Origin of the sequence: Legionella birminghamensis, from assembly GCF_900452515.1 — a bacterium.
Lineage (GTDB): Bacteria > Pseudomonadota > Gammaproteobacteria > Legionellales > Legionellaceae > Legionella_C > Legionella_C birminghamensis.
The window spans coordinates 2,506,670-2,521,522 of sequence record NZ_UGNW01000001.1 but is presented as its reverse complement, the minus strand read 5'-3'; the positions used below and the strand labels follow the sequence as shown (position 1 = coordinate 2,521,522).

Here is a 14,853-nt window from a genome sequence, read left to right as displayed (position 1 = left end):
AGAGCATTTTGCTTGCATTACTTTTTTCGTTGGTCTTTCAGCAAGCACTCGATTTGCTCTTTCATCAAAGGCCGGCTGAAATAGTATCCCTGAACGTCTTCACAGCGTTTTTCCTGCAAGAAATTGAATTGCCGTTGAGTTTCCACCCCTTCCGCAACCACATGAAAACCCAGTACATTGCTCATGGAAATAATGGCTTCAATAATCTGCTCGTCACGTTGGTCGACATCAATGTTGTCAATGAAAGACTTATCGATTTTTAAGCGGTCAATTTTGATTTGACGTAAATAATTTAAACTGGAATATCCTGCACCAAAGTCGTCCAGTGAAATTTTAATTCCCAATTTTTTAAGTTCTGATATTTCATTGTGCGTTTGCACCAGATTGATAAAAGTGTTCTCGGTGAGCTCTATTTCCAGATATTGCGGTTCGAGTTGTGTTTCTTCGAGTATCGTTTTAACCTTTTTAGCCAGATCAGGCTGTTTCAGTTGTTTTGTACCCATATTTACAGCCATTACCATTTTAGGAAAACCTTGATCCTGCCAACTTTTATTCTGTTTACAGGCCTCCTTCAGTATCCATTCACCAAGAGGTATTATAAATCCTGTTTCTTCTGCGGTTTCTATAAAATCAATGGGTAACAAGGTACCCCTCTCAGGATGTTGCCACCTTACGAGAGCTTCAATACCCTGGATAGTATTCGATTCAATATCATACTGGGGTTGGTAATTAAGAAAAAACTCGTTACATTTCAGGGCCTTATGAAAATCAAACTGCAGTTGTAAACAGGTTTTTTCGATTTTTAGCCTATCGTTATAGAAACTGTAACGGTTACCCCCAATTTCCTTGGCATTATACATAGCCGTATCGGCATTTGTGAGTAAATCCTCGGTCGTGCAGCCATCTCCCGGATAAACAGATACTCCTATACTCGTTGTTAAGTAAAGCTCCTGCTCTTTCACTATAAACGGCTCAATAAATTGCCCTAAAATTTTATCAGCAAAAACCTTAATGTTGGTGCTGTGTAATGCCGAGGTAACAATAACAAACTCATCCCCGCCAATTCGGGATAACGTATCTGATTTCCTGAGGCTTTTTTTCAAGCGTTCCGCCACTTTAATTAACAGCATGTCCCCCGCAGCATGTCCTAAACTATCATTTATCAATTTAAAACGATTTAAATCAAAAAATAATACCCCAAACTGGGTATTCTCGCGTTTTGACTGCTGGATAGACGCTTCAATACGATCGAATAGCAAAACTCTGTTTGCTAATTTCGTTAAGGGATCATGTGTGGCCTGGTATTGTATTCTGGCTTCCATGAAAGCGCGGCTGGTAATATCTCTGAAACTGAAGATGTACCCCGCATTTTCCTCCCCCAGCTTATAGACCTGTTTATTCACTTCAAATATACGATGGGTTTTTGAACTGACATTGATGCTTTTTTGGGAGTGGTTCCTTGAAATAATATCTTCGATAAGTTGATTGAATTCCCCCGGTTCAACCAGTTTTTTTCCAATATGTTTCAGGATGGTTATTGCCTTTCGCCCTTCAAGCATGGAGGGGGGGATTTGCCAGAATTCCACGAAATGCTTGTTGAAATCGATGAGCTGATTGTTAACATCCAATACCAGAATACCATCAGGTGATGATTCCAGTGTTCCCCTGGTGACTGATAGTGATTGCTTTAATGAGCGGGTTCTTTCAGAAACTCTTTCTTCAAGCATCATCACATTTTGTCGGGTTTCTTTGGAGAGTTGCCATTTTTTTGTCAATGCACAGGCTAACTGTCTGATGGATACAGCATCAAATGGCTTTTTAATAATCAGAAGATTATCTTTCTCTCCCAATTTTTCAACTGTTTCTTCCCATGTATAGTCCGAATAGGCAGTGCAGATGACAATTTGTATATTCGGATCGACTTCCCAAATACGTTTGATGGTTTCCACCCCATCCAGGCCCGGCGGCATTCGAATATCAACGAAAGCCAGTGCGTAGGGATGCCCGTTAGCAATCGCTTTTTTGACCTCCTCTATCCCTTCCTCTCCTTGCATGGCGCTTGTGATGCTGAATGTGGGCAAAGAGGGTTTGGATTTCGTACGTAAATCGGGTAGTTCAGAAAATATTTCCTCTTCCATAGAATGAAAGAGGTTGTTTTCGCTAGAGGCTCTTTTAACTAAAATTTCCAAAAACGCATGATGAATTTCGGGTGTATCATCCACTATCAATATCTTGATCACTTCGTCGTTTTTGTCCATGCCTTCCTCATCATCAAGGGCAGTTAGAATGTCGCCGTCAATGTACAGAAAAAATGTTCCCCGCCGTACCAGCTGTAAAAATCACGCTCTGTTGTGTTAGAATATTGCACAGCAAAATTGTAATTTTTAAAGGTCTTACTCAATGCAATATAGTATGTATTATAGCTGATACCCGCTTCATCTGGAAAATCTTCTGGTAGGGTGTAACGGCCAAACAAGGCGTTGATATTTTCAATTCCTGCTAAATAGTGGGAGGGAAATGTATAATTAATCCCCCCGTCTATATAAAAACCAGTGCGTTTAAGATTGTAGATATTATTGGTGTAGCCGAGATTGGATTGTAAAAATTTAAAATTAACCTGTCCAAGCCATTCGTTATAATTCCACATTCTATCCGAAGGGAAATAATATCGATAAAAGCTCAGATCCACATTAAAATCATCGGTAATTTCCTTGTAAAATCCTATTCCGGGGTCAACCTCAAGATTAATATCTGTATCCAGGAATTTATTATTAGAAGCCCATAAGGCAGCATAAAAATTCCAGGGTGAGGTGTAAGTAAACCCACCCTGTATGGCGGGTAAATTTTCAGTTTGAGTTAATCCCCTAAACATGTAGTTAGAGGTCAGCGCAACGGTTCCGCTCATATTGTCAACTATGTTATCCGCCAGGGTTTTCTGCTTGGTAGGCTTGGCCTCGGGTTGCGGATCAGCCCTTACAGATGGGGACTTGGGCGAGGGGGGGATTCTTAAAGCCGCATTACTTGAAAAACCTGAAAATGAAAGACTTATTAGAAGCAGTGAGAAAATTCTTTTCATCCATATGTCCTGCCAGATAAAGTTGCAAGGTAAATAAGTTTTCTTATTTTGTCAATTTACCCTAGACTAAAATTAGTATTATTTTTCAGATGTATACAGGAATACACACATGAGAGATAAGTGGGCAGTTTTTAAAAACCTGCGACCCAAAATTGCAGTCGTCTTTACACTTATATTTTTCACCACGGGCTGGTTAGTCTATTTCATTACTAATAATGTTCTCCTTCATAATGTGCTGCAAATAGAAGAGCAACTTATTAATGAGAATATTCAACGAGTTAGAAATATTTTAAATGATGAAGTGGAGCGATTGAAAGTACTGTCGCTTGATTGGGGACATTGGGACGAAACCTATGAGTTTGCTTTAAATAGGAACCCCTATTATATCAAGCAAAACCTGTTTGCAGATGCGTTTTTCAGTAATCAGTGGAGTTTCTATTTATTATTTTCTAAAGATTTTCAATTGACTTATTATACAGGTTTTAACCTGGAAAACAAAAAGCCCCAGGCTTTACCTGCTGACTATAAGCACTATTTTTATATAAAAAGCCCCTTTTTCCGCTATAAATCAGAAATCAAGCCAGAGGGTGGAATAATTTATTTCAATAACAATATCCAGTTTGTCGCCTCCATTACCATCCGTCATAGTGATAGAAAAGGCCCTACTGTGGGTTATTTGATCCTTATGCGGCCACTGAACTTGACCCGTCTTAAAGGATATTCCAATGCTCTGGAGTTGCCGCTCAGTATTCAACCATTGAGCTTGACTGATAAAAATAAACAAGCCGCATTAATAAAAGAATTCACCGAAGATCACACGACTGTTTTTCAAAAGAACGAAATTCTTGTAAAACTCCTAATCAGAGACATTTACGATGCGCCAATTGCTATTCTGTCGTTTAAAATGAACCGGGATATCTACAAGTATAGTGAACAGGCGATTTACTTGTTTATAGGCCTCTTAGCGATTATTTTTTTCATTTGTTTATTTGCCCTATGGATCATGATTAATCTAATAGTTTTAAAGCGAATTGCTCTATTTAACAATCAGATCACAGCCATTGCCAACCAGGGGGGGTATTCCAAGCGAGTGTACATTTCCGGGCAGGATGAACTGAGTTTCATGGCAGACAAGGTTAACGCTTTGCTTAATGTAATTGGAAGAGTCCACAATGCCTTAGAAAACCGAATGATAACAATTGAGCAGATCAACAAAGAATTAAAGAGTATTGAGGAGGAAAATCGGCATATTATAGAATATGCGCCTGAGCCAATAATAATCACTGATAGTTCCAATCATATAAAACTGGTAAATAAGGCTGCAACCAAGGTTTTCAAAATTAAAAAACAGGAACTTGTAGGCCAGCCTATTGATAGTACCTTTTTGATTAAACAGAACAAGGATGAGAGCGGCAAAGGTGTTATTTCCGACGTCAAGGCGCATGATGTACAAAAGGAATATCTGATTACCTATCGTAACATGGACATTCCCGTGGAGCTTAAAACCGCCTTACTGAATAACGACAGCACTATTTTTATCTTGCGTGACATCTCGGAGCGGAAAGCTTATGAAAAGGAAGTCGCCTTATTAAACCAAAAATTGGTATTTTCTTCACGCCAGGCTGGCATGAGCGATGTGTCGACCATGTTGCTCCATAATATAGGTAATATTTTAAGCAGCGTGCTGGTGACAGTATCTGTAATGAAAGAATCTTTTTTAAATTCAAAAGTAAACAGTTTGGAAAAAGTTGGCCAGTTACTCGAAGAACATCAGAATGATCTGGCGGACTATCTCACTAAGAATGAAAAGGGGGAAAAGATTCCAGAGTATTTATGTTTGCTGACCAAGCTTTTAAAGGGGGAACATCAAACCTTCATTGCCCAGTTAACTTCTCTAAATGAAAGTATTGATAAAATTATGCTTGTTATCAATAATTTTCAATTTAAACAAGGGGCTTCTGTGGTTGAAAAATTTAATATCACCGAGCTGATGGACAATGTCCTGGAAATACATTCAGAACGCATAAAAAAACACCGGGTTAAGCTGAGCAGACACTATTGCGAGTGTAGAGATATCATGCAAGATAAATTCAAGATATGGCATATTTTGAATAACCTTGTTACCAATGCCATTGACGCGTTGAAGGAGGTCGAGCGGGAGAGGAACCTGTGCATTGAAATTGAGAAGCAAGCCGAATCGATTAAATTAAAAGTAGTTGACAATGGTATTGGGATTCCATCTGTAAATCTGGTCTCAATTTTTATGTTCAACCAAACCTCCAAGGTTGGCGGCCATGGCATTGGATTACACAGCAGTTCAATTTTAGCGGAACAGATTGGTGGTAAACTAAGCGTGGAAAGCCCTGGCCTGGGAGAAGGCGCGACTTTCATTCTGGAAATTCCTTATGAACCACCCAAAAAATAGCATTTTGCATTAGCAGGTATTTTGCCTCATTTCATGCAGACTCAAAGAATGTTACTCTTGAGGATTGGCGTAGGCTGGGTTGTAAAGCCCAGCGTGCTTTTTGCAGCTTAAACACCCCAGTTGTAGTCTTTAGCAAAGGAGAGGGAATGTATTCGTTGATTCGTCCTTTTTTATTTATGATAGATGCCGAAAAGGCGCACCGTTCGACGCTCACAGCGCTTGATTCAATGCCTGCTTTTCTATTTAAAAAACCACACTCCTTACCTGTTGAAGTGTTGGGGATGATCTTTAATCATCCCATTGGGCTCGCAGCTGGGATGGATAAAAATGCCTCCCATCTGGACGGTTTAGCTAAACTAGGATTTTCCTTCATTGAAGTGGGGACCGTCACGCCGCGCCCACAGGCAGGAATGCCAAAACCCCGTCTTTTTCGTTTACCCGAGGCAGAGGCGCTGATTAACCGCATGGGATTTAACAATCGCGGTGTTGATGTTTTAGTCAGTAATATTCAAAAGTCCTCTTACCGAGGCATTTTGGGAATTAATATTGGCAAAAATAAAGATACTCCTATGGATAAGGCGGTGGATGATTACCTCTTTTGTATGAGAAGGGTTTATACCTGTGCATCCTATATCGTTATTAACATTTCGTCCCCCAATACGCCTGATCTGCGCCTGTTTCATCAGGAAATGCTGCTTCGCCAATTGCTATGCCGTCTTGTAGAAGAACAAAAAAAACTTGCGGATGAACATCAGCGCTTTGTGCCTCTGGTGGTTAAACTTTCTCCTGATGAGAGCGATGAGGAGTTAACGATTGTAGCCAATGTCGCTGCTGAATGCGGAATATCGGGAATTATTGCTACTAATACTACCTGTACGCGGATGGGGGTAGAGAATTTGCCGAAAAGTAAAGAAATGGGCGGTCTCAGCGGAAAACCTCTACAGGAGCGCTCTACGCAATGCATCAGGGTTCTTAGGCAAGCGATTGGAAACCAGCTGGTTATTATTGGTGTGGGAGGTGTTCAGTCCCTTGATTCTGCAAAAGAGAAACTGGATGCCGGTGCGTCCTTGCTCCAGGTATACAGCGGTTTAATTTATAAAGGGCCCAGGCTAATACCGCAATTGGTAAAGAGCTTAAAAAAGGCCGAAGAATCATCGAATAGTTAAATACCAGGCCGATTGATTAGCTGACATTTGGCACTTGCTGCAAATAGGGTTACAATTTGCCCTTGTTTAAAGCCATGCAGTTTTGTTTTATGACTGAAAAATTGACCACAGGAACGAGTACGCTCTATCGTCGTTTAATGCGTGATGTTAAGCCATTCTGGCTGGTATTGTTGCTGGGAATCGCTGCCAATATTTTTTATTCGCTGGTGGATGCTGGCTTGACTTATATGCTTCGCCCTTTTTTGGACAAAGGTTTTATTGATATAGATATGACTTTTGTTAAAAAAATTCCTCTGATTATCCTGGTTGGTATTACAGTACGTGGCCTGATGAGCTCGCTTGGCAGTTATTGCATGACCTGGGTTGCACGTTCAGTGGTAAAGGCGCTGCGGCAAAAAGTGTTTGCCCACATCTTAAGGCTGCCTGCAGATTATTATGATGAAGCAACTTCAGGCCAGCTTTTATCAAAGATACTGTATGATGTTGAGCAGGTCGCGCAAGTCAGCGCAGATGCTTTGACTGATTTCGTTCAGAATACCTGTTTAGTAGTTGGCTTGCTTACGGTAATGATGATTATCTGCTGGCAGTTGTCGTTAATGTTCCTGCTGACAATCCCTTTTGTAGGGATAATCGTTAATTTTACCAACAAGCGCGTTCGCCGTATTAGCCATAAACTACAGAAAACCATGGGCCAGGTTACTGAAATAGCTGCAGAAGCTATTGATGGTTACGGTGTGGTCCGTATTTTCGGCGGCGAGGATTATGAAACATCCAAATTTAACCGCGCAACAGAGCTGTCTCGCCAGAATGATATGAAAGTTGCTGTCAGTAAAGCGATTAACGTGTTTGGGGTTCAGTTCGTTATTGCGGTAGGTATTGCCTTAATTATTCTCGCGGCTATTCAACTGACTGCTGTGATTACTATATCTGCCGGCTCATTCCTGGCTATCATTGCAGCGATGCTGCAATTGATCAAACCAATGAAAACCCTGACCACCCTGAATGCAACTATTCAGCGCGGGCTGGCAGGTGCTGAAAGCGTGTTTTCATTATTGGATAAGCCGGTAGAGTCTAATACTGGCAAAATACTGGCTGCTCCAGTTAAAGGCAACATAGTTTTCGACAGGGTTAGCTATGCCTACCGCCAGGGAAGTGAAGTCCTTCACGAGATTAGCTTTACTATAAATGCCGGCGAAACAGTTGCCTTAGTCGGCCATTCCGGCAGTGGAAAATCAACTATCGCAAGCCTGTTGCCGCGTTTCTATGAAGTGAGCCGGGGCCGTATACTTTTGGACGGTATGCCTTTACAGGAAATCAGTCTGTCCAGCCTTAGAGAGCAAATTGCCCTGGTGAGCCAGCAGGTGACTTTATTTAATGACAGTCTTGCAAATAATATAGCCTATGGCTGCTTTGAGGCGACTCAGGAACAAATTCTTTCGGCGGCAAAACAGGCCTATGCAGATGAGTTTATCCGATTATTGCCCGATGGGTATAATACCCGCGTGGGGGAAAACGGTATTCTGTTATCAGGGGGACAGCGGCAACGTCTTGCAATTGCCAGGGCAATTTTGAAAGATGCACCGATTTTAATTCTTGACGAAGCGACTTCAGCCCTGGATAGTGAGTCAGAAAGGGCTATTCAGGCTGCTTTAAATGAGGTGGTGAAGAATAGAACTACATTAATTATTGCCCATCGTTTGTCCACTATTCAACGTGCGCACAAGATTATTGTCATGCATCAGGGAAAAATAGTAGAGCAGGGTACCCACCAGCAGCTTTTAGCAAAAAATGGCCATTATACGCAGCTTTATAATGCCCAGGGACTGGGTTTAAACCATGAAGAGGAAATGGCAGTTTGATACAATCCTGTTTGGAAAAAATCTGGTATGGTTCAAGGCGACTAGGCTGGTTAATGTGGCCTTTTTCGCTTCCCTATCAATTTGCCACTATGCTTCGCCGATTTTATCTACAAACGTTTCAACAGCAGCATTTTGAGGTGCCTGTCATTGTCGTCGGCAATTTAAGCGTAGGAGGTGTGGGCAAAACGCCATTAGTGGCTGCACTGGTCAAAGAGTTCCAGAGTAAGGGATTACGGGTGGCAGTGATTAGCCGCGGATATGGTGCTTCCATAACAAGCTTTCCCCATGAAGTTTCTCCTGAGAATTCAGCCAAAGAAGTAGGCGATGAACCTGTACTGCTTGCCCGTAAGCTATCCTGTCCAGTCGTAATTGCCCCAAAACGGGTGGAGGCAATTCGTTATTTACTGAAGAAATACCAGACTGATATTATTATCAGTGACGATGGATTACAGCATTACCGAATGGGAAGGGCAATTGAAATTGTCGTTATCGATGGTATAAGAGGTTTGGGAAATGGTTTTTGCCTTCCCGCCGGGCCTTTGCGGGAAAGGGCTTCCCGGCTAAAAAAAGCTGATCTTGTAGTCGTTAATGGAGGGCATTGGCCAGAGGCTCATACAATGACGATACAACCCGGATCTGTACAGAACCTGGTAAGCGGTAATATGATAAGCGCGGACTTGCTGGAAATGCCGATAGCGGCAGTGGCTGGTATTGGACATCCTGCCCGATTTTTTACTACTCTTAAAGAACAGGGAATTATTTGTCGGCATTATCCATTTCCAGATCATTTTCAATTTAAGGCAAAAGATCTCAGTTTTTCGGAAAAAGTGGTCATTATGACTGAAAAAGACGCGGTTAAATGTCGATCGTTTGCTGCAGATAATTGGTATTTTTTACCGGTAGAAGCCAGACTTGCTCCAGCTTTCTGGCAGGCTTTGTGGTCAAATAAACATTTGAAAGGTTATCAGAAATGAAGCGAGCTTCTTTATGCATTCTGGGATTTTATCTGGTTTTAACAGGTCTGGCTTATGCTGGGAGCGAGCCGACGGAGCTAAAGAATGGTTCCAATGCGGAATTAATCGCTACCGCTGAAACACTGGTGAGTAAACCCGTACCTTCGCTGGATGCTTTACAAGCCGATTGGACTTTTGCAGGGGTTGTGGTTAATGAAAATGACGAACGCTATCAATACTATGTGGAAATTCAACGTAATGGCAAGGATTTGCATGCCTCAGCAACGCTGATCAATGGCAGTACAAAAGAAGTAGTACTCTATGAAGAAAGTGAAGGGCAGATAGATACGGACGACAACACCTCATTAAAGGCAGGCAGAATTTTCCTGCGTTATTATCCCATTAATGACAGCTGGATTTTCGGCGTCAAAATTAAGGAAAACAAAGGGTTTAACTTCAAGGTAGATATGCTGGGCCTGGCGGATGCATCTTCTGCAAAACAGCAAAAGCTTCGTGCAGGCGTGGAATTGCAAATCAACCAGACCGGTCATTTGAATGGCCATCTGCAAACAGGTGCGAGCAGCAAGGAGGAGTTTGTAACTGCATCTAAAGCCTGGTTCAGGCAAGTCTGGGTGGATGCAGAGCAAGCGGATAAACCCTTATTCATGGGGGTTTTATGCCAGTTTAATGATGGCAGCGCGTTTTATTCTGTCGATATGAAAGAGCCTGATGCAGTTAAAGCTGCTGTCGCCGGCTGGCGAAATGATCAGGGGGAAGTGGTTAGCATGTCGCAATCGGTGACAGTCAAGGAAGAGAAGCAGGGCAATTGGCAAATTCATATCTCTTCACCGAAACTGAAGCTGTCGCTGGACGATATGCTATTTGAAAAAACCTCAAACCATCGTTTAATTATTGGATTCACTAATGGAGCCAGACCAGGATTCTGTGCCATTAGCAAAAATGAGTTGAGTCAGATTAATGCTGATAAAACGGTAAGCTGAGGCTGTCATTGCGGACAATCCAGATTGGAGTGCTATCGGGGCATTGTTCAATTGCTTCACTTCGTTCGCAATGACGGATTAAAACCCTGATCCTTCTCAGGCAAAAAATAAACCAACAGGGCCGCAGTCAATAAATTCACCGGTAAAATAGCCAAGGCTATCTGGTAACTTTCAAGACTATAATGGTGCTCAGGGCCGCCATAGAGATCAAGGAGAAGACCGGTAATTAGCTGGAAGACGGGGGCTGTAAGCATCGCCAGTGTATTGGTAAAGCCAGTGCTGGTGGAGAGCGCACCTTGCGGTGATATTTCATTGGAGATTGTGTAAGACAGCATATAGGAGCCGCAACTGATGCCGGTCAGAAAAAATAAACTCCCCATAAACACCGGATCGCTATACGGGAAGTAAAGGGTTATATAAAGCAGAATGGAAGTTAGGATGCTGGCAATAAACATCAATGGTTTTCGCTGCTTTAAATGGGCATTCAAATAGCCAAAAAGCGGGCAACTGATAGCTGCTCCCAAAAATAACATGGCATCGATGATGCTGGCTTCTTTAAGGCTGCAGGCCAATTTGATCTGAATAAAAGGAATGGCCCACATGGCTCCAAAAACGGTGATTACCGAGAATCCCAGGCCAGCAAATGATCCATTAATCCATTGGGTTTTACAACGAAGAATAGCGTCGAGGGAGCGGGCGATCGGATGTGTAGCTTGCGAAGAACTGCTGGACGGTATAAAAAGCCAGGCAAAAAAAGCAATCAGACAGCCAACCAGCGCTGCTGAATTAATAAATTCACGCCAGCCATAATAACTAACCAATATACCCAGGCCAATAAGTCCGAACATTGTGGCTATAAAACCCAGGGTTTCAGATAAACCGATTAAAAAACCAAATTGTTTAAGAGAAAAATGCTCTCTTAATAAATGTGAAAATCCGACAAAGGCAAAAGCAGAACCCATACCAATAACAATGCGGCCAAAGAACAGCAAATATATACTCATTGAATTTGCAAAAATAAAGCAGCCAATACTGCAAATCAAAGCAGTCGTAGTCAGAATGGTTTGCGTATTTTTGCGGTCAAATAACATGCCGGCCGGAATTTGCAGACTGGTGTAAATATAGTAAAAGGCACTGCTCAGTAAACTGGCCGTGAAAGCCGATATGAGTGTTTCCTGCATAATCGCGCCGATGATAACACCTGATGACAATTGCAGAAAAAATTGAAACAATACAAAGGAAACTCCTACCAGCCAAATGAGAAAACGGGGGGAGCGTAAACTAGTAAATGAATTCATTCGTTATTTTATTTATTAGGATATTGAGTTATTTTTGGATAAAAAACATAAATTTTGACATAGCTTTCTAAAAAATGCGAGTAAAACTCTCAATTTTAATTCCTTAATTGCTGGATGCACATGAATTTACGCGATTTACATTATTTTGTTGTCCTGGCAAAAACACAGCATTTTGGCGATGCGGCCAAGCTTTGTCACATTAGCCAGCCTACTTTAAGCATGCAGCTGAAGAAACTGGAGGATGAATTAGGTATCAAGCTGTTCGAACGCTCCAATAGACAGGTGATTTTAACAGAAGCAGGTCGTAAAGTCTTAGCCAAAGCCCAATCGGTTCTGCATGAAACACAAGAGTTAAAGGATATGGCCGAGTCTTTATCCGATCCCTTGTCTGGCGAACTACGCTTAGGAGTGATCCCCACGCTAGCGCCTTATTTTCTCCCGTTGATTATGCCGCAAATCCAAAAGCGGTTTCCAAAGCTGCGGGTATGGCTTATTGAAGAGCAAACGCATCGTCTCTCCGCCAAACTGGCTCAGGGCGATTTGGACGCTGCCATTATGGCCACCCCAGTCGAGGCTGATTTTGAATCGGTCATGCTCTTTAAAGAGCCATTTTATTTTGCATACTCAAAAAATTATCCCTTTTCTAAAAATGGACCAATCAAACTTAATGATTTGGCTGAACAATCAGTGCTGCTGCTTGAAGAAGGCCATTGCCTGAGGGAGCAGGCTATGGATATTTGCAGATCAGCCAAAGCAAAAACCAGCGTTGATTTTACAGCAACCAGTCTGGAAACCTTACGTTTGATGGTGGAGTCGGGGCTTGGCGTCACGCTTTTGCCTGCCCTGGCAGTGCGAAATATTACAGAAAACCTGAAGGTGCTTCCTTTCGCTGAGCCAGTCCCTTATCGAACGATTGCACTTTATTATCGGGCACAGACTGTGAAGCTGGAGTGCCTGCAGTTATTGGCGAAGCTGATTGAAGGAATAATTAATCCCTTGGTTCAGTGATGGGCCCCGCGGTCAAGCCGCGGGGATTCGGAGATGCTTGAAGCTGCGGGGATCGGTATGCGGCGGGACCTTCTCCATGGCTGCGGCAGCTTCTCCGAATTCCCGCGGCAGCTTCTCCGATTTCCCGCGGCAGCTTCTCCGATTTCCCGCGGCAGCTTCTCCGAATTCCCGCGGCAGCTTCTTCGAATTCCCGCGGCTTGACCGCGGGACCCATGGCTTTTAAACAGGATTTTTAAAACGAAGTGATTATGAATACATTAAAGGCTGCAACAGAAGTTAAAGATCTATCGATCTATTTTGAAATAGAGCAGAAAACAACCCGGGCGGTTGAGCGGCTTGATTTTTCATTATTACCTGGGAAAACCCTGGCTTTGCTCGGTGAGTCTGGCTGTGGAAAGTCAATTACTGCCTTAGGTTTAATGCGATTACTGCCAACAAAAGCTTGCTATGGCGGAAAAAGCCAGATTCTGATTGAAAATCAAGATATTTTGGATTTGCCGGAAAAGTTAATGCGGGCCTTGCGTGGTAAGCGTTTGGCGATGATTTTTCAGGAGCCCATGACTGCTTTGAATCCCGTCTTGCGAATTGATGCGCAATTGGCAGAAGCCGTGTGCCGTTACCAGAGAATATCCGGGAGTGCATTGCGCGATCGTCTGATAGATTTACTGAAAGAAGTTGAAATCCCTGATCCGGAACTTCGTTTGCAACAATACCCACATCAACTGTCAGGTGGGCAGAAGCAACGGATTGTGATTGCCATGGCTTTAGCGAATCAACCCGAAATTCTCATTGCTGATGAACCGACCACTGCTTTGGATGTCACTATCCAGGCTCAAATTTTAAGCTTGTTAAAAAAACTACAGCAGCAACGTCAGATGAGCATGCTGCTAATTACCCATGATTTAGGAGTAGTCAAGGCGGTTGCTGATCATGTCTGTGTGATGTACGCCGGGCAATTAGTGGAAGCGGCACCAGTCAAAGCGTTTTTCATGCATCTGAAGCATCCTTACTCGCGGCAGTTGATGGCTTCCTTGCCTGATTTTGAAAAGCGCCATAGCCGATTGCAGACGATTGCAGGAGCTGTGCCTTCTTTGGATGATTTACCTTCGGGATGCCTGTTTCATCCACGCTGTGCCTATGCTTTTGATCGCTGCCGTAAGGAGGTTCCTGTTTTACAGCAATCGGCAGATTACAGTATTCGCTGCCATCTTTATCCTGAATTACAGGAACTGCCTCCCTTAAAACGCACCGAGACTTTATGGAGCAGGGAGGAGCAGGAAACGCCAGTTTGTTTATCAGTAAATGATTTAAGCGTTTATTTTAAGTTGGGAAGAGGCTTGTTTAAGAAGAACCAGCCGATGATTAAAGCTGTGGATGGCTTGTCGCTGGATTTGCATCAGGCAAAAACATTGGCGCTGGTGGGGGAGTCGGGCTGCGGCAAAACAACTGTATGCCGAAGCATATTAAAATTACAGCCAGTCACCTCTGGTGAAATTCGGTTTAAAGGGGATAATATTCATCATTTTAACAGCAGCGATATGCGCGATTACCGTAAGAAACTGCAAATTGTTTTTCAAGATCCATTTTCTTCATTAAATCCCCGTATGACTGTTGGGGAAATCATAGCGGAGGGTATGATTGCCCAAGGGCTGTCCAAATCATTCATCCAAAGCCGGCAGCAGCAATTATTGGAGCAGGTCAATCTTCCCCGCAATTGTTTAAACCGCTATCCGCATCAATTTTCTGGCGGACAAAGACAGCGGGTTTGCATTGCACGAGCCCTGGCAACCGAACCAGAAATTTTAATCTGCGATGAACCCACCAGCGCCCTTGATGTTTCCGTGCAGGCACAAATTTTAAATCTGCTCAAGGAATTGCAGTATGAACTGGGCGTTTCCTATTTGTTTATCACGCACAATATGTCAGTAGTCTCTTACATTGCCGATGAAGTATTAGTGATGCGCAATGGGAAAGAAGTGGAGAGAGGAAGCGTGGAGCAGATTATGAAGTTCCCGCGGGAGGAATATACCAGGAAATTACTGGATAGTGTTTTATCTTAAGCCAGGG

10 protein-coding genes are annotated in these 14,853 nt (G+C 42.8%); 7 read left to right on the top strand and 3 right to left on the bottom strand.

Annotation, left to right across the window (positions count from 1 at the left end; genetic code table 11):
- Positions 1-17: 17 nt before the first annotated feature.
- Both DYH42_RS10670 and DYH42_RS10665 read right to left on the bottom strand, forming a co-directional pair.
- Complete coding sequence (locus tag DYH42_RS10670; protein ID WP_058523199.1) at positions 18-2,258, bottom strand: EAL domain-containing protein; 2,241 nt, start codon at positions 2,256-2,258, stop codon at positions 18-20.
- A 23-nt stretch (positions 2,259-2,281) separates the two neighbouring features.
- Positions 2,282-3,076, bottom strand: coding sequence for a TorF family putative porin (locus tag DYH42_RS10665; RefSeq protein ID WP_058523200.1), 795 nt, complete (start codon positions 3,074-3,076; stop codon positions 2,282-2,284).
- Between the two features lie 109 nt (positions 3,077-3,185).
- Here DYH42_RS10665 and DYH42_RS10660 point away from each other — a divergent pair, with 109 nt between their 5' ends.
- From DYH42_RS10660 to DYH42_RS10640, 5 genes are all read left to right on the top strand, one after another.
- A complete protein-coding gene (locus DYH42_RS10660) occupies positions 3,186-5,501 on the top strand; it encodes a CHASE4 domain-containing protein (RefSeq protein WP_058523201.1) in 2,316 nt (771 codons plus the stop codon).
- 146 nt (positions 5,502-5,647) lie between these two features.
- Positions 5,648-6,667, top strand: a complete 1,020-nt coding sequence (locus tag DYH42_RS10655) for a quinone-dependent dihydroorotate dehydrogenase (protein WP_058523202.1) — start codon at positions 5,648-5,650, stop codon at positions 6,665-6,667.
- An 89-nt stretch (positions 6,668-6,756) separates the two neighbouring features.
- A complete protein-coding gene (msbA, locus tag DYH42_RS10650; RefSeq protein WP_058523203.1) occupies positions 6,757-8,526 on the top strand; it encodes a lipid A export permease/ATP-binding protein MsbA in 1,770 nt (589 codons plus the stop codon).
- A 53-nt stretch (positions 8,527-8,579) separates the two neighbouring features.
- Entirely contained in the window at positions 8,580-9,500 is a 921-nt protein-coding gene (gene lpxK / locus DYH42_RS10645; protein ID WP_058523204.1) for a tetraacyldisaccharide 4'-kinase, read from the top strand.
- Entirely contained in the window at positions 9,497-10,480 is a 984-nt protein-coding gene (locus tag DYH42_RS10640) for a hypothetical protein (RefSeq protein WP_058523205.1), read from the top strand. The genes lpxK and DYH42_RS10640 overlap by 4 nt, the downstream gene beginning before the upstream one ends.
- A 56-nt stretch (positions 10,481-10,536) precedes the next feature.
- On the opposite strand, the gene DYH42_RS10635 is transcribed toward DYH42_RS10640, so the two are convergent.
- Positions 10,537-11,778 carry an MFS transporter gene (locus DYH42_RS10635; protein ID WP_083503090.1) on the bottom strand — a complete coding sequence of 414 codons (1,242 nt, stop codon included), beginning with the start codon at positions 11,776-11,778 and terminating at the stop codon, positions 10,537-10,539.
- Positions 11,779-11,898: 120 nt separating this feature from the next.
- Here DYH42_RS10635 and DYH42_RS10630 point away from each other — a divergent pair, with 120 nt between their 5' ends.
- Together DYH42_RS10630 and DYH42_RS10625 are read left to right on the top strand one after the other, a co-directional pair.
- Complete coding sequence (locus tag DYH42_RS10630; protein ID WP_058523206.1) at positions 11,899-12,786, top strand: LysR substrate-binding domain-containing protein; 888 nt, start codon at positions 11,899-11,901, stop codon at positions 12,784-12,786.
- A 248-nt stretch (positions 12,787-13,034) separates the two neighbouring features.
- Positions 13,035-14,846 (top strand): ABC transporter ATP-binding protein, encoded by a 1,812-nt coding sequence (locus DYH42_RS10625; RefSeq protein ID WP_058523208.1) that lies wholly within the window; start codon positions 13,035-13,037, stop codon positions 14,844-14,846.
- Positions 14,847-14,853: the final 7 nt, after the last annotated feature.